Raw genomic sequence first — 15,042 nt, 5'->3', positions numbered from 1 at the left:
GCTCAGCGCTCGGGTCTCACGGGCTACTTCATGAGCGCGGTGGCTGCCTCGTCCAGGGTGAGCGCCCCGCGCAGCAGCGCGGCGACGGTCTCGGTGATGGGCATCTCGATGCCGTGGGCGCGGGCGAGGGCAACGATGGCGTCGGCGCTCTTGACGCCCTCGGTGGTCTGGCGGGTGGCGGCGGCTGCCTCGTCGATGCTCAGTCCGGTGCCGAGGTGATGGCCGAAGGTCCGGTTGCGGGAGAGTGGGGAGGAGCACGTGGCGACCAGGTCGCCGAGGCCGGCCAGCCCGAGCAGGGTCGCGGGGTCGGCACCGAGTGCGGTGGCCAGCCGAGCTGCCTCGGCCAGGCCCCGGGTGGTGAGCAGCGCGAGGGCGTTGGCGCCCATCCCCTGGCCGGCGGCGAGGCCGACGGCCAGGGCGGTGACGTTCTTCAGGACGCCGCCGAGTTCGCAGCCGATGACGTCGGTGCTGGTGTAGGGGCGGAAGTAGGGGGTGCGGCAGGCGGTTTGGAAGCGGCGGGCGGCGTCGGCGTCGGGGCAGGCGATCGTGGCGGCGGCCGGCTGTTCGGTGACGATCTCGCGGGCGAGGTTGGGGCCGGACAGGACTGCGATGCGCTGTGGTGGGATGCCGGTGGTCTGGGCGATGACCTCGCTGGCCCGCAGCCCGGTGTCCCGTTCGATGCCCTTCATCAGCGAGACCACCAGCGTGCGCGGGGGGATGAGGGGGGCCCAGGTGGTGAGGTTGGCGCGCAGGGTCTGGGCGGGGATGGACAGCACGAGGAAGTCGGCGCCGTCCAGGGCGGCTGCGGGGTCGGTGGTGGCCTTGATCGTGGCGGGCAGTTCGACGTCCGGGAAGTAGTGGGGGTTGCGGCCGGTGGTGTTGATGGTGTCGGCGATCTCCGGGCGGCGGGCGTGCAGGGTGACGCCGGTGCCCGCGTCGGCGAGGATCTTCGCCGCGGCGGTTCCCCACGATCCGGCCGAGAGGACGGCCGCGCGGACGGCGGGGTGTGCGGGGCTCATGTCCGGTTCCTCTCGGGGGTCTCCAGGCCTTCCCGGATCGTAGCGGGAACGTGCGGCGGGCCGGGCGGGTCCGGGGGGCGGTGCAGGGTGAGCAGGACCGCGCGGCGGTCGGGCATCGTGGGGCGGCGGCGGTGGGCTTCGGCGAGCATGCTGGCGGCCTGCTCCTGGCCGAGCTCGTGTTCCAGCTCGGCTCGGTGGGCGTTCCACAGGCCGTAGAGCCGGTCCCACATGGCGGGCTCGTGGGGTCGCTCGTCCACGTGCTCCAGCATCAGCCCTGCGGCGTGGGCCTCCTGGGCCCAGGCGGGGTCGGCGGTGCGGCGGGTGGCGCGGGTCAGGGCCAGGCGGCCGCCGGGGGCCAGGACGCGGGCCAGCTCACGCAGGGCGGCCGCGGGGTCGGCGGCGAAGCCGGCGGCGTCCAGGCACACCACGGCGTGCGCGTGTCGGTCCGGCAGACCGGTGTCCTCCAGGGATGCGGCCGTGAAGGACACGCGGGGCTGCGTCAGGCCGAAGTGCGGCGCGCGGGCGGTGGCCTGGTGTACGGCGACGGGGGACAGGTCGAGGCCGACGAGGTCGGTGTCCAGGGCTCGGGCCAGCCACAGGCCGATGCCGCCGGTGCCGCACCCGGCGTCCACCAGGACCTGGCGGGGCCGAATTCGCAGCCGGGTCACCAGCAGCCCCAGCAGGGCCCAGTCGCACGAGCCGCAGGCCCCGACCTGTTCGGGGTAGTCCTCGCCGAGGGCCTGGGCGTAGAGGTCGGCGGTGATCGAGGAGCGGGAGCGGGCCGCGTGGAAGGCGTCGAACCGGCCGGCGAGCCGGGTCTCGTGAGCGGCGCGGCCGGGGGCGGCGTGCGGTGCGGGGGTCATCGGGGCATCGTCCTGGTTATCCGGGAGCCGGTGCCCGGGCACACGACGTGCACCGCGGGCACGAGGCCGTCCGGCGAGGACAGGGTGATCGCGGCCGGCTCGTGCCCGGTGACCCGTTCGACGGCCGCCGCGGTGGTGCGTACCCGCTGGGCGAAAGACCCGGTGGCGGGCGCGAAGCCCTGGACGGCCCGCTGCCAGGGGGTCGGTGTGGGGCGCGCGGGCCGGGCGGGGGCCGCACCGGTCGGTGCGAGTTCGCCGGGCAGGTCGTCGCGGGTCCCGGCGATCAGGGTCAGGCGCGACTGGGCGGCCTCCGTCACCGCGCGCGTGAGGGCGATGCCCGGGCTGTGGTGACAGCCGGCCCCGGCGAAGACCGCCGGCAGGTCCTCCGACCACAGGTGGGCCAGGCACACCGGCAGCCCGTACGGGCCTTCCGCCAGGGCCAGTTCCAGCTCCATGCCCGCCCGCACGACGCGTTCGACCACCTCGCGTCCCGCCGGATCGTCGACGGTGCCCGGATCGATCCAGGTCCGCAGCCGGCCGCCGGCCTGGATGTCGCGGTGCAGCACGTCGCGTTCGACCATCTCGTACAGGCCGTGCAACACCGCTTCCTCGCGGCTGTTTCCGCAGGCCAGCCCCGTGCTGGTCGCCCGCAGCAGGTCCGGGCTCCAGTCACCGCGCTGCGTACGGCGGCGCACCAGGTCCACCGGCAGCAGCATGGTGGTGCCGCGCACCAGTCCCGTCGCCGGTGTCCAGTCCCACACCACCCGGGCGAGCGCCGCCTCGTCGACCGGGCCGTTGAGCGGCAGCGCCCCCACGGGGCAGTGGGGGGCGACGTCCACGGCCCGGCCGCGCACCGGCACGGGCAGGGGCTGTTCGACGTGCCACAGCTCGATCGCCTCCATCACCGCGGACAGCTTGGCCAGGTCGTCGGTCAGCCCCTTGCCCTGCGAGGCGCTCAGGGTCAGCGAGGCGGGCCGGATCGCCGTCCAGGTCGGCAGACCGATCACGTCCAGGTCCGTCAGCCGCGCCACGCGGGTGATCCCGTAGGCCGGCAGGGCCCCGCGCAGCGCCTCCCAGGTCTCTTCCGGGGGCCGGGCCCGGACCGTGCCGGGCAGCTCGACCAGCTGGTCATCGCGCACGGGCATGCTCCTTGCACTCGTCGAAGTAGCCGGGCACCAGGGCCCTTGCCGCGTCCACCGCCCGCACCGCCGACCCCAGCCCGCGGGCGGACGCCTCCTCGTCCAGCCGGCCCTCGTCCACCCGCCAGGCCTGTGTCAGCAGAACGCGGACGAGGCCGGCCCGCACCGCCTGGACCGAGAACCCCGGCCGCGCGCGGGCGGCGTCCCGGGCCGCGGCGTAGCGGGCGACCGCGAGCCGGTCGGCCAGGGTCTCCCCGGCCAGCAGCCGGGCCACCACCCGCCCGTCGCGCAGGTCCACCGGCGGGCGGAACACCCGGTGTGCGGGCAGGCCGCCGGCTTCGGCGAGCCGCTCGTCCAGGGGCCGGCCGTCGCCGGGCGCACGCCGGGAGTGCTCCTGAAGGAAGGCGTGCCAGCGGGTGGGGAAGCGGGGGTCGAAGACCTGCTGGTAGGCGACCCGGTCGAGCGTCAGCAGGTCGAGGCCGTCGACCCGCTGCCGGGCGTGGGCGTTGGCCCACTGCCGGAAGTAGGAGTTTTCCGCCACCGCCGGTGCCGCGGGAACCGGGGCGTCGTCCAGGGCCCGGTGGACGGCGGCCAGGGCATCGGCCCGCTTGAGGTCCCCGAAGTGCGGGTCGGCGGCGCGCCGGCCCGTGAGCCAGTCGAGGAAGTGCACCGCGTCGGCCCGACGGCACATCGCGCGGACCGCCGCCGCGGTGCGCTGCGGGTAGTACACCGCCCGGAAACGCTCCAGCAGGTCCTCGGCGAGGGTCTGGTCCACGACGCCCTCGCCGCGGGCCAGCTCCAGCATGTGCCGGAGATTGACCAGCGGAACGGTCAGCGCCTGCCGCGGCCCGTCAGGGGCCTGCCCGACGGCGACCTCGTCGTCGCCGGTGATCTCACCGCGCGCGTAGGCGCCGTAGACGGCGCCGACACCGACCATCCCGTACGGGGCCAGCTCGGCGGCGCGCAGAGCCCCGATGCTGGCCGCGCCGAACACCGCGATGCCGCGCCCCAGCGCGGCCAGGATCTCCTTGTGGCGCAGGGCCGGGCTCTGGTGGAAGACCCCGTCGATCAACACGATCCGGTCGCCGTCGGCGATCGAGTCAGTGAACAGGTCGCCGTGCCGTGCCGGCGGGTGCGTCCGGACGCGCGGGTGGTGCAGCAGGGACTCGGACGGGCCGAGCGTCGGCCCGACGTACAGATGAATCATCAGATCCCCCAGGAGAAGAAGGATGTCGCCCCGCAGACACGGGCTGCGGGACGACACCCCGGTTCAGGACGCGGCGGTGACTACCACTCCTGCTCGACGTCCTCGGCGAGCACCAGGTCCTCCAGGACCTGCGGGTTCTCCTCCGGGTCGGTGCTCGCGGCGATGGCGATGGCGGCGGACTTCGACTGCACGGTGCGCTCCTTCGGTTCGCGTCCCTGCCCGTCCGTGAGCGGACGGGCAGTGAACGGCGGTGGTACTACGGTCCCGCTCGCGCCCCGCTTCCGTCACGGGCAGCGGTGACCACCTTTTCTGGACCGGCGTCAACCGTGCTGACCTGCGGGGTGTTTCGAGACGGGCCCGAAAAAGGGACGGTTCGTCACGTCGGATTCGCGGAGTGTGACCCGCGTGGCGTAGTCGGGTCGCTACGGTGAGGTTGTCAGGCTGCTCACCGCACCCCACCCGGGAGCCTCCATGCCTCCACGCCCCAAGCCCGGCTGCAAGGCCGACCGGGACTCGCTCCGGACCGAACTGCTCACCGTCGGCGCCCCGATCGCGACGATCGCCGCCGAGATGCGTGCCCGCTTCGGCTGCCGTCCACGGGAAGCCTGGCGCCACGCGCACGGCTGGACGCTCCAGGAAGCGGCCGACCGGGTCAACAACGCCGTCGGGGCCGCCGGGCCCGCGACCGACGCCTCCCTTCTCGGCAAATGGGAGAGGTGGCCGGCCGCGGCGGGGCGACGGGTCACCCTACGGGTGCTCACCGTCCTCGCCGAACTCTACGGCGCCTGCCTGGAGGACCTGCTGGATCTGGAAGACCGCCGGGCCCTGCCCGAGTCCGATCTGCGCGTGCTGCGGCATCAGGGCGCCGGCGATCCGGCCGCGGCCCTGGTGGTGCCCGTCCCCCCGGTGCCCGACGTGCCGCTCACCGGTGCCGACCTCATCCGTACCGCAGCCGACGAGTCGGCACAGTGGACGCAGTGGGCCGAGGTCCCCAACTGCGGCCCCGTCTCGGTGGAGCAGTACGCCGCCGACGCCCGCGGCTTCGCCGCCGACTACCTGATGGCCGAGGACCCGCTGGGCGTCTTCGGCGACACCCACTGGGCAGCCGTGCGGGTGTGGGACCTGCTGTACGGGCACCAGCACCTGGAACACCGTCAACGGCTGTTCACGACGGCGGGGTACCTGGCCGCGATGATGGCCTGGATGACGAGCGACCTCGGGCACAAGCGGCAGGCCGCGACGCACATCCGAGCCGCCATGGTGGCCGCCGAGATGGCCGGCGACCCGGGTCTTCAGGCCTGGGTCGCCGCCACCCGCAGCAAACTCGCGTTCTGGGCCGGCGAGTTCCGTGCGGCGATCCAGCACGCCGAGCACGGCGCCGCCCTCCGGGCCCCCGGCACGGTCACCGTGCTGCTCCACTGCCAGGTCGCGGACGCGTGGGCGGAGGTCGGCGCGCGAGCCGAGGCGCAGGCGGCCTTCGGACGAGCCGAGGAGGCCGCCGGACTCGATCTCGCCGGCACCGTCCACGACCAGGTCGGCGGACTGTTCGCGTGCCCGGACGGACGGCTGGCCAACTACGGAGCAGCCGTCTGCCTGCGTGGCGACGACCCGTCCCGGGCGCTCACCCATGCCGACCGAGGCCTCGCCGCGCTCCAGCGCCAGGAGGTTCGGCCGCTGGGCACCATCGCCCAGCTCCACATCACCCGCGCCGGAGCGCACCTGCTCGCCGGCGAGCCCGAAGGCGTCCTCGACGCGCTCTCCCCCGTCCTCGCACTGCCCGCCGAACACCGCACCGCACCCGTCCGACGGCGCCTGCGCGACCTCGCCCGGGACGCCGCCGGCACGCCGATGGGCAACAGTACCGCCGGACGCCGCCTGCAGGCCGTCGTCGAGACCGCCGTCCGCGAGGCCAAACTGGCACTCTCCCCCGCCGGCCCGGACGGTGATTGGATCGGCCCATGACACACACTCCTGCGCGCATGGCCAATCACTGGTGGTGGCGGCCGAGTTGGCAACCGGGCACCCGCTGGTACACCTGGCACCTGACCTTCGACGGCGCCGACGACGTCCACCGCCTGGCCGCCGACTACCGCCACGCCCTGGCCGACGTCCCCGGCCTCGACCTGGTCCCCGACCGCTGGCTGCACCTCACCATGCAGGGCCTCGGCTCCACCACCGCGGTGAGCGAGACCGACGCGTGGGCGATCACCGACGCGGCCGCCCACCACCTCGCGAAGGTCCCCGCGTTCGACCTCGCGCTGGGCCCGGCGATCGTCACCTCCGAGGCCCTGCTCCTCACCGTCGACCCGCCCGAGCCCGTCCACGCCGTCCGCGCCGCGATCCGCGCGGCCATCACCGACATGTGGCCCGAGGTCCCCGAGGCCGCCGACGGCTTCCGGCCCCACGTCTCGGTGGCCTACTCCAACACCGACGGCCCGACCCAACCGGCTGCCGGCGCCCTCGCCGACGTCACCACCTACCCGGCCACCGCCCGCGTCACCGCGGCCGAACTCATCGTCCTGGGCCGTGACCGGCAGATGTACGAGTGGCAGACCGCCGCCCGCGTACCACTCGGCTGAGCAACACCAGGCCCGGTCCAGGCCGGAGAACCTGCTCGTCACACAGGGCCGCGCCCGCAGCAGGCTCCGGGCACGGCCCTGTCGCCTGCGTCACCGGTGTCAGTCGGCAAGAACTGCCGCTGCGGCTTGGGTGGCCGGTTCGGGGGCTGTGGTTCGTCTACAGGCGGGGTCAGGGGGCCTCTGCTGTGTCCCGCGCCGGCCCGCCTGCCGGGTTGGGCGCGGCGGGCTCCGGGGTGAGCGCAGGCGGTCGGGTGTCAGGTGGGACGGTAGCTTTCCTGCGCGAAGGCGCTCCAGCTGCCGCTGCCGCCAGCAGCCCAGCGCCAGGCCGTCGACGGTGACATGACGGTCGGGTACCTCGCTGGTGCCGGTCTCCTTGGTGTAGGCGGCCCAGGCGGCTGCCAGGCGGGACCACCGCGCCTCGACCTGTGTGTGTGCGAATCCCAGCGTGGTCAGCAGCTTCTGCCGCTTCTCGGGGATTGTGTCCCACTGGTTCCCGCGGTGCCTGGCTGCCTTCTGGCCGAGACGGCGCCCGGCGGCGTTGACGTAGTTGGTGGGCACGTCGAGGTGCCCGAACTCCGTTCGGTAGACGGTGAGGTCGGCGATGAACGTATCCCAGGCCGCGTCTTTGACACAGGTGACGAATCCGAGCGAGGCCAACTGCTTCTGCCGTTCGGCCGGGAGCTGGTCGTAGCGCTTGCGGCGGTAGCTGACGTGTTTGCCGAGGGGCCGTCCGGCCGGGTTGACGTAGTCGAACGGAACGTCGGTGTGGCCGAACTCGGCGCGGTTGGCGGTCAGGTCCTCGATGAGTTCGATAATGCGAACGGCGGTCTCGGCGCCGACCCGGGTCTTCCCGCCTCCGCAGGTGATCACCAAGGAGGCGGCATCGTGCTCGGCCAGAGTCGCGCACGCCGCATCGACGGCCTGGACCTGCTGGGGCCACATCGGCGGCGGGACGGCCGCACCGGTGGCTCTGTTCACGTCGCAGAGCAGCGTTTCGACAGCAGTTCGGGAGGCAGCACCTGAACCGGATGCTCACGAGAACCGGCAGCACCTCGCCGGTAACCGGTAGGACGCCGACTACCGCCCGCTCGGGGCACAGGACAAAAGCGCTGGCCACGGGCGCATGTGGCAGCCACCACCGCGCCGTTGCCGAGCGCCGACGGGTGACTCCCGTTCTCGTGAACATCGAGTCGTCCGGTCTGCGAGCGCCTCCCAAACCCGCGAACATCTGACTTCACGAGTCGTGAACAAAGCCACACCGGTGACGGCGCTCACCGGGCCACCACCGGGAACACAGGTCATCCGACCCAATGCAGCTGGCCGATCCGACAGTTTGGCGGCTTGACCAGCTATTTGCTGCCCGAGCATGCGTCAGCGCCGACCCTCCTGGTTGTGTCGGCCGGTGGCGTGCGGCTGGTCAGGCCGGGTTCGGAAGGTGGGGTGTGTTGCAGTGCTTGGTGCTCTGCGGGAGCGGGGGACCGGATGATCAGCTCCGGCGGGTGGCCGGAGGTGGGGCGCGTGGGTGGGCTGTCGTCGGGCGGACGGTTCATGGGCGGCAGACCGGCTCGAAGGACACGGTTAGGTATTTGTATTTCTCCTCGATTGTGAGGTCGCGGGCGACGGCCTTACAGATCGCGCTAATCGCGGCATCCGGTGTGGCGTCGATGCGCGCACCATTGCGGAGGGCGGCGGCGGCCTCCGCTGTGGGGCTGATGCGGTAGGCGGCGACCGCGAGGAGGGCAGCGAGATCGGGGTCGGTGTCCATCAGGGAAGCGGACTGGGAAGCGAGGCGGTAGGACTGTGCGGCGAGCAGCGCGGCCTGTGTGGAAGTAAGCGCCGCCTGCCGCTGCCAAGACAAGAACCCCGAGGCAATCAGCGCGAGAGCGAGGATGAGAGCGGTGGCCAGGACCACGTTGAGACGCCGGCTGATTCGGGCGGCGGCCTGCTGGCGTTGGCGTCCGGCGGTGAGGAAGTCGTCGAGGTCGGTGGACAGCGGGTGGTGGCTCGCGAGGTCGGTGCCTTCGGCGAGGAGGGTGCCGGTGGGCAGGTCCTGGGGGTCGCGGTGCTTCTGCCAGCGGCTGTACTGGTCGCGGGCGCGGCGGAGCCAGTCGTGGAAGCGCAGGTCCTGCTCGACCCATTCGCGCAGGGTGTCCCAGTCGTGGATGAGCGCGTCGTGGACCAGTTCGGCCACTGCGGTTCCTTCTGCTTCCTGCGGCCGTGCCTCGTCGTGGACCCGGTGAGTGGTGACGATGCGGTGTCGGGAGAGGACCGCCAGGACCTGGTCCACGGCTCGCAGCACGTCGGGGGTGTCGTCGTCGGCGGCCAGCTGGCGCAGTTCGCTGATCGGGAGCTGCTGGCGCGCGGCCGGGATGTTCAGGGAGGGGTCGGCGGGGCGGACCAGGGCGGTGAGGATTTTGCGGGCGATGTCCCGTCGCCGGGGGCCGAGTTCGCGCAGTGCTGTTTCGCACCACTCGGTGAGGGCGCCGGTGACGGCGCCGATGTGCTGGTAGGCGTCGTGGGTGAGGCGGCCGTCGTGCTCCAGGCGGCGCTCCCACAGTCGGGTGAGGGCGACTTCGAGCAGGGGAAGCACGGTGACGGGCGCGCTGGCGCCGTCGGTTCGGGGGTTCAGCTTCAGGACGTCAGCGATGATCTGCTCCGCGAGGCCCGGGTCGAAGGCCGTGTCCAGGTCGCGGGCGGGGCCGGTGACGATCGCGTCGAGGTCCGCCGCGCTCAGGGTGGCCGGGACGTTGAGGACACCATTGGCCCGCTGGGCGGTGTCCAGCAGGTCCGGGGCGAGTGCGGACAGGCGGGAGTAGAAGTCGTCGCGCATCACGAGGACCACGCTGAGCGGGGCGTCGGAGCCGATCGCGGCGGTGATCCGGGCCAGCGCCCCCAGGGCTGCGGGCCCTTCGGACGGGGCGAGGAGTTCCTCGAACTGGTCGACAACCAGCACGCTACGGGGAGCAGGGGGCGCATCGGCCACACCGTCGGTGGCGTCCACCCCGGTGTCCCCGGGCTCGCCCCCGGGCAGGCCCGCGCGGGTGAGGGCGCCCGGCAAGTCCGGGCCCGGCCGCGTGAGCACCTGCCGCCAGCGGTCGCTGCCAGGCAGCCGCCCCGCGGCCAGTGCGGGCAGGACCCCGGCCTGGACGAGGGAGGACTTCCCGGAGCCTGACGGGCCCAGGAGCAGCACCACCCGCCGCCCGCCCCTCAGTCCCGTGAGGACCCGGTCGGCAGCGTCCTCGCGGCCGTGGAACCAGCGTGCGTGCTCGGCGGTGAACGGCTCCAGCGCCCGGTAGGGCGACACGTCCAGCTCATCCGGCTTGTCCGCCTCGTCCAGCCAGGACCACGCCTCGTGCAGGACGGAGGCGGGGGTGACGTAAGCGATGCCCTGGCCCCGGTGGTGGCCATCGAAGGCGGTGATCGCGGTGAGCATCCCCACCACCAGACCGGTCACTTCGTCCATAACCGGGCCGCCGCTGAACCCCTGGGTCAGGTCGTTAGCCCCGGTCAGCTGCAGCAGCTCACCGACTTCGTCGCCGGCGGGCAGGACTCCGCCGGCCGTGGCGAACCCGAAGTGTCCGCCCGGCGGCGCCTGCACGGGGAATCCGAACGAGCGCACCCGGTGCCCGAGCGCGCCCGTCGCGGAGCCAAGCAACACGGGCGCCACCCTCACCGCGCGCTCCAGCCGCACCAGCGCGACGTCCTGCTCGTGCGGCTCGCGCCAGGCGTCCTCCAGCACCCGGCCGGTGACCACCGGGGCGCCGGGTGCGTGCGGGAAGGCCAGCATGACCGTCGAACCGGGGCCGTAACCGCCGTCCAACAACACGTGTGCGCACGTCACCACCAGGCCGTTGGAGACCAGGAAGCCCGCCCCCACCACCAGCCCGTCCCCGTCACGGACCTGCGCAACAGCAGTTGGCAGGCGGTCGCCCGCACCGGCCCGTAAGGTCCCCTGTCCCGTCGTCATCCGGTCAGGCCGCCGGCTCGTCGTCGGCCTCGGGACCTTCGGCCCCAGCCTCACCGGTGTCGGTCTCGTCCTTGCGCCAGGTCACGCGCACCGTCAGATGGCACTTGGCGGCGGTCTTCGTGATCACCACCCCGGCCGCGGCGGAGAGGTCGACCCCGAACTCCACCTCCACCTCGTCCGGCCCAGCCTCCCGCAGCCGCGCCAGTACCGTGCACGCCAGGCCGGTCACCGGCTCCAGGGCTGTTCCCAGACTCTCCGGAAGCTCCCGCACCGCGTCCCCGACCCGGCCCGCCTTCACCGGCCCCGCCGCGAGGTCCTCCGCCTCGACAAGGACCGAACCCCCGCCGTCCAACGGCACCCGCGCCAATTGCTGTCCCATATCGCCCTCCCCACGTGCCGCCCCACGACGGCAACGGCGACACCGTAGTACGCGCACCGGCGCACAGCGAAACCGTGAACTACCCAACAGATAGGGATGATTGGGGCATCATGGCAGGCCGCCCGCACAGCCGCACGACAGCCAGGTCAGGGCCACCCGTGAACACCGGCCTGGGAAACGATCTCCAAGCCACGGGGAAGGGAGCCGCTGAACCCTGAACGAAACCCAAGGTCACCGGATTCTGTCGGTTGGCCACACACGGCGGGCGAGCCCGGAGCGCTGCCCGGCCCCGGCCTGCCGGCGCTTCGCGGGCGCTGCGGCGAGGAGTGCGTCGTTCAGGCTGTCGGCGAGCCGGTCCCTTTCGGGGCCGGCGCCGTTCAGGATTTCGAAAGTGGTGGTGGTGGTCATGGTCTTTCTGGTGTGTGTCGGTGGACAGGATGCGGCGGGAAGTCGGCGGGGTGGGCGGCCAGGATGCTCAGGTCGGTCGGTGGCCGTCCGGGGTGGTGGTGAGGTCGGTGATGCCGGCGAGCGCGACGACGCAGCGGTAGGCGACCGTCAGGGCCAGGAGGTCGTCGTCGTGCGGCACGTGGACGAGGGCCTCGGAGCGTTCGGCCAGGGTGTGGGGGTCGTGGACGATGCCGGCCACGCCCCATGGCAGCGCGTACCGGGCGCGCACGGTGGTGTGGGCGCGGCGCAGGTGGGGGCAGTGGGTGAGGGAGCGCCGGCGGCACTCGTCGCCGCACAGGGGTGGCGAGGTGGTGCGGTAGCCGTCGGTGATGGTCCGGTCGCCGGGCAGTACGAAGAGGAACGAGCCGTCCTCGGCTCCTTCGGCTTCCTCGACGGGGTGTCCGCAGACCTGGCAGAGCATGTTGCGCATGCACAGCATCTGACGCCGGGCGTGGACCGCCTCGTAGTCGGGTCGGCCTTTCCCGCGGGCGAGGGGCTGGCGAATGAGCAGGATGCCGCGCCAGTCGCGGTCTCCGGGGCCCTCGTCCGTGTAGCGCAGGAAGGGGCCCTTGGGGGCGTGGCGTACTTCGAGTGAGCGGGAGTTGGGGGTCTCGTGAGTCCAGGCGGTGATGTACGGGACCGGCCGGTCGTGGTCGGTGAGCAGCTGCGGCATGGTGGTGGTCTCTGGTGATGGTCAGCGGAAGGTCGGCAGGTGGTCGATCACGCCGGCGGCTGTGAGGCCGGCGATCAGCCGGCGGTGTTCGGTGTCGGTCAGGCGGCGGGAGTGCACGGGTGCGTCGCCGTCGACGGGCGCGGGCCAGTGGGAGGCGGGCGGGATCAGGTCGGTGGCGGCGTGGGGGCCGCGCAGCATCAGGGTGGTGGTGCCGGGCAGCATCACGGAGCGGTGCACGAGGGTGGGGGCGAGGGTGTAGGTGCTGCCGGGCAGTTCGGTGGTGGTGACGGCCGGGAGCGTGTCGGTGGAGGTGAAGGGGCCCTCGCCTGTGTCGGTAGGCAGGTGGACGGTGTGGAGGTGGCCGCCGGCCAGAACTCGGGCGGCGAAGGGGTAGGCGTGGCTGTGCGGGAGCCGCTGGCCGTCGGGGCGGAAGTCGGTGTTGAGGCGGATCTCGAAGCCGCATTCGTCGACCCTGGACAGGACGAGACGGTCCAGGAACAGGGTGGCGCGGGAGGCCTCGTACCGTTCGGGGTCCATGACGGCGGTGTGCGCCAGGTAGGTCAGCAGGTCGCGCGCGGCGGCGAGGCGGTGCAGGGCGCCGGCCTGGGCGTGGATCTGCGACAGGCCGGCCGTACGCAGGTCGGGGATCTCGCTCGGCCAGGCCCCGGGGGTGGCCGCGGCGTTGGGGGCGGGGTCGGCGAGGCGGGCCCGGGCGGCCTCGACGGCGGCCCGGTAGGCCTCGCGCGTCAGCGGCACCGGGTCTGCGTCGTCGAGCGGCAGCTGGGTGGGGATGAGCTGGACGCCGTCCTCGGCGCCGGTGAACCGGACGGTGGCGCCGCGGTGGAGGAGGCACAGCTGGCCGGGGTTCAGGGCGCGCAGGTACTGGGGCCGGTCGCCTTGGACGTCGTCGCGGTCGCGGTAGAGGGCCAGGTCCAGGGCGCCGGTCAGGGGGAGGACCGCGGTGGGCCGCGTGGCGGGCCTCGGGTCGGTGGGGGTGCCGTCGGGCAGGCGCAGGTACCAGGCCGGGTGGCCGTCGGCAGGTGTGGCGAGCAGGAGCGTGGTGTGGCCGGCCGCCGTGTAGGAGGTCGTCGCGAACTCGCCGGGGGCGGAGTCGAGCAGGCTCCGGGCCAGGTCGGTGACGGGGGCGAGCCAGGCATCGGAGACCAGCTGTCCGGGGTCGGCGACGGTACCGGGGTCCAGGGCGGCCAGGCCGGCGACCGGCAGGCAGTGGACATCGGCAAGGCAGTGGGGCACGGGTGCGGGCATGGTGGTGTCCTCGGTCGGTCAGGGAGTGGACGGGCTGCGGGTGTGCCACGGCCGTACCTCGGGGGGAATCGGCAGGCGCGCCGGCGGCCGCCCGGCGGCGTCTTCGGGATCGGGTTCGGGCAGTGCCGCTCGGGCCTGCTCGCGAGCCGCGACCAGCTCCAGCCAGCTGCGCGCGAGCATCCCTCGCTCCTTCGCCAACTCGGCCCGGTCAAGCGTGAGTTCGACGCGGTTGCGCTCCAGTTCGGCGCGGGCAGCGGCGGTCTCCCGGCGCAGCTGTGCGACCTCGGCCAGGGCGGCGGCGCTCTGGCGGCGGACCTCACCGAGATCGTCGGCCACCGCCCAGACGCCGGCCGCGTTCGCCACCGCCCTGCCCCGAAGTGATTTCACCTCCTCCAGGGCCTGGCCGGCCTGGTGCTGCGCCTCGTCGAGTTCGGCCAGGGCGTCGGTGAACAGGCCGGCGGTGGTGGCCAGTTGGTCGCGGGCCCGGTGGATCTCCAGGCGCCGGCGGGCGACTTCGGCGACGGTGGCCGCCCACAGCACGTCCTCGGCGGTGCCGCTGCCCTTGTCGGGGTCCTGCTCGCGTTTCAGGCGCTCGCGGACACAGGCCGGCTGCGCGCAGGGGTGCCGACGTGGCAGTTCGCCGAGGTGGTACAGCAGGGCGAGGGCTGCCGGGACAGTGGGTACTTGGAGATGATGGCGGACGGCCTTCTGTTCGACGAACACCAGGTTCTCGGTGATCTCCACGCCCAGGGCTCCGATGGCCGTGGCGGCTTCCCGGGCGGTCAGGCCCTCGGCCAGCATGGCGACCACGGTGCGCTGACGGGCCGTGACCGGGCCGGGCTCGGGCGCCGGCACGTCCTTCGGGATGAGGCCGGCGCCGACGCAGTGGCTGATGAGGTGGCAGGTGTTGCGGGCTCCGGTCTTGGCCCTCAGGCTCCGCAGGGCGGCCTCCACGACCGGCAGGCTCAGCCGGAGCAGTTCGGCCGTCCGGGGGGCGGTGGCGCCGCTGACGGTGCACATCAGCACGCCGTGTTCGCGCTGGGTCAGGCGAATGCGGTGTCCGCACGTGGGGCACGGCCAGCCGCGCACCGGGGAGGTGTCCGTCATGGCCGCGGCTCCGGCCGGGACGCGGGGTTTGTGGCCGGCTGCGGCAGTGCCCAGGGCCTCTGGCCGGGCGGGATCGGGGCGCGGCCCGGCGCGGGCCCGGCCGAAGCGGGCAGTGCGGCCCTGTCCCGCCGGCGGGCGGCGAGCTTGGCGACCGCATCGTCCAGTTTCGCCTCGACACGCTTCTGGTTCTCCGCCAGCTCGTCCTGACGCTTGCCCAGCGCGGTGAGGCGCCGGTTGACCACGTCGCCGGCGCCGAGCACGCGCTCGACCCCGGTGAGCGCGGCCTTCGCCTGGAGTGCGACCACGGCCAGGCCGGCATCGGCTGTGCGCGCGTCGGCCCGGGCCTGCGCGCTCGCGACCTCGCCGGCCAGCAGAAGTTCCGCGGCGGCCAGGACC

At 73.4% G+C, this 15,042-nt stretch carries 13 protein-coding genes and 1 pseudogene; 2 read left to right on the top strand and 12 right to left on the bottom strand.

The annotated features are described in order from the left end of the window. Positions 1 to 23: 23 nt before the first annotated feature. The 4 genes from BU198_RS34340 to BU198_RS34325 are packed head-to-tail and all read right to left on the bottom strand — an operon-like array spanning position 24 to position 4,228. Positions 24 to 1,019 (bottom strand): NAD(P)H-dependent glycerol-3-phosphate dehydrogenase, encoded by a 996-nt coding sequence (locus tag BU198_RS34340; protein ID WP_188300764.1) that lies wholly within the window; start codon positions 1,017 to 1,019, stop codon positions 24 to 26. Continuing rightward, complete coding sequence (locus tag BU198_RS34335; protein ID WP_188300763.1) at positions 1,016 to 1,882, bottom strand: class I SAM-dependent methyltransferase; 867 nt, start codon at positions 1,880 to 1,882, stop codon at positions 1,016 to 1,018. Before BU198_RS34335 ends, BU198_RS34340 begins: the two co-directional genes overlap by 4 nt. Then, positions 1,879 to 3,027, bottom strand: a complete 1,149-nt coding sequence (locus BU198_RS34330) for a YcaO-like family protein (protein ID WP_188300762.1) — start codon at positions 3,025 to 3,027, stop codon at positions 1,879 to 1,881. The genes BU198_RS34335 and BU198_RS34330 overlap by 4 nt, the downstream gene beginning before the upstream one ends. Continuing rightward, positions 3,011 to 4,228, bottom strand: coding sequence for a TfuA-like protein (locus BU198_RS34325; protein ID WP_188300761.1), 1,218 nt, complete (start codon positions 4,226 to 4,228; stop codon positions 3,011 to 3,013). The genes BU198_RS34330 and BU198_RS34325 overlap by 17 nt, the downstream gene beginning before the upstream one ends. A gap of 471 nt (positions 4,229 to 4,699) precedes the next feature. On the opposite strand from BU198_RS34325, the gene BU198_RS34320 reads away from it, so the two are divergent. After that, positions 4,700 to 6,190: an XRE family transcriptional regulator gene (locus BU198_RS34320; RefSeq protein WP_188300760.1), complete on the top strand. Its 1,491-nt coding sequence runs from the start codon at positions 4,700 to 4,702 to the stop codon at positions 6,188 to 6,190. Positions 6,191 to 6,207: 17 nt separating this feature from the next. Beyond that, positions 6,208 to 6,807, top strand: coding sequence for a 2'-5' RNA ligase family protein (locus tag BU198_RS34315; RefSeq protein ID WP_188300759.1), 600 nt, complete (start codon positions 6,208 to 6,210; stop codon positions 6,805 to 6,807). A gap of 99 nt (positions 6,808 to 6,906) precedes the next feature. Here the strand turns inward: BU198_RS34315 and BU198_RS34310 are convergent, their stop codons facing one another. The 8 genes and pseudogenes from BU198_RS34310 to BU198_RS34275 form a co-directional block, all read right to left on the bottom strand. Beyond that, complete coding sequence (locus BU198_RS34310) at positions 6,907 to 7,749, bottom strand: helicase associated domain-containing protein (RefSeq protein ID WP_188300758.1); 843 nt, start codon at positions 7,747 to 7,749, stop codon at positions 6,907 to 6,909. 604 nt (positions 7,750 to 8,353) lie between these two features. Continuing rightward, on the bottom strand, positions 8,354 to 10,774 hold the full coding sequence (locus tag BU198_RS34305; protein WP_188300757.1) for a serine protease: 2,421 nt from the start codon (positions 10,772 to 10,774) through the stop codon (positions 8,354 to 8,356). Between the two features lie 4 nt (positions 10,775 to 10,778). Next, entirely contained in the window at positions 10,779 to 11,153 is a 375-nt protein-coding gene (locus BU198_RS34300; protein WP_188300756.1) for a CU044_2847 family protein, read from the bottom strand. A gap of 231 nt (positions 11,154 to 11,384) precedes the next feature. Next, positions 11,385 to 11,561, bottom strand: a complete 177-nt coding sequence (locus BU198_RS34295) for a hypothetical protein (protein ID WP_188300755.1) — start codon at positions 11,559 to 11,561, stop codon at positions 11,385 to 11,387. 67 nt (positions 11,562 to 11,628) lie between these two features. Beyond that, complete coding sequence (locus tag BU198_RS34290; protein ID WP_188300754.1) at positions 11,629 to 12,273, bottom strand: hypothetical protein; 645 nt, start codon at positions 12,271 to 12,273, stop codon at positions 11,629 to 11,631. A gap of 21 nt (positions 12,274 to 12,294) precedes the next feature. Next, a complete protein-coding gene (locus BU198_RS34285; RefSeq protein ID WP_188300753.1) occupies positions 12,295 to 13,539 on the bottom strand; it encodes a hypothetical protein in 1,245 nt (414 codons plus the stop codon). 18 nt (positions 13,540 to 13,557) lie between these two features. Continuing rightward, positions 13,558 to 14,646, bottom strand: a complete 1,089-nt coding sequence (locus BU198_RS34280; protein WP_188300752.1) for a helix-turn-helix transcriptional regulator — start codon at positions 14,644 to 14,646, stop codon at positions 13,558 to 13,560. Further along, positions 14,643 to 15,042, bottom strand: a pseudogene (locus tag BU198_RS34275) (hypothetical protein); the annotation flags it as partial. The gene BU198_RS34280 and the pseudogene BU198_RS34275, both read right to left, overlap by 4 nt.

This window comes from Streptomyces sp. CBMA156 (assembly GCF_014596515.1).
GTDB lineage: Bacteria > Actinomycetota > Actinomycetes > Streptomycetales > Streptomycetaceae > Kitasatospora.
Note: the sequence above shows the minus strand (reverse complement) of the source record. Positions and strands in the feature narration are given on the sequence as shown.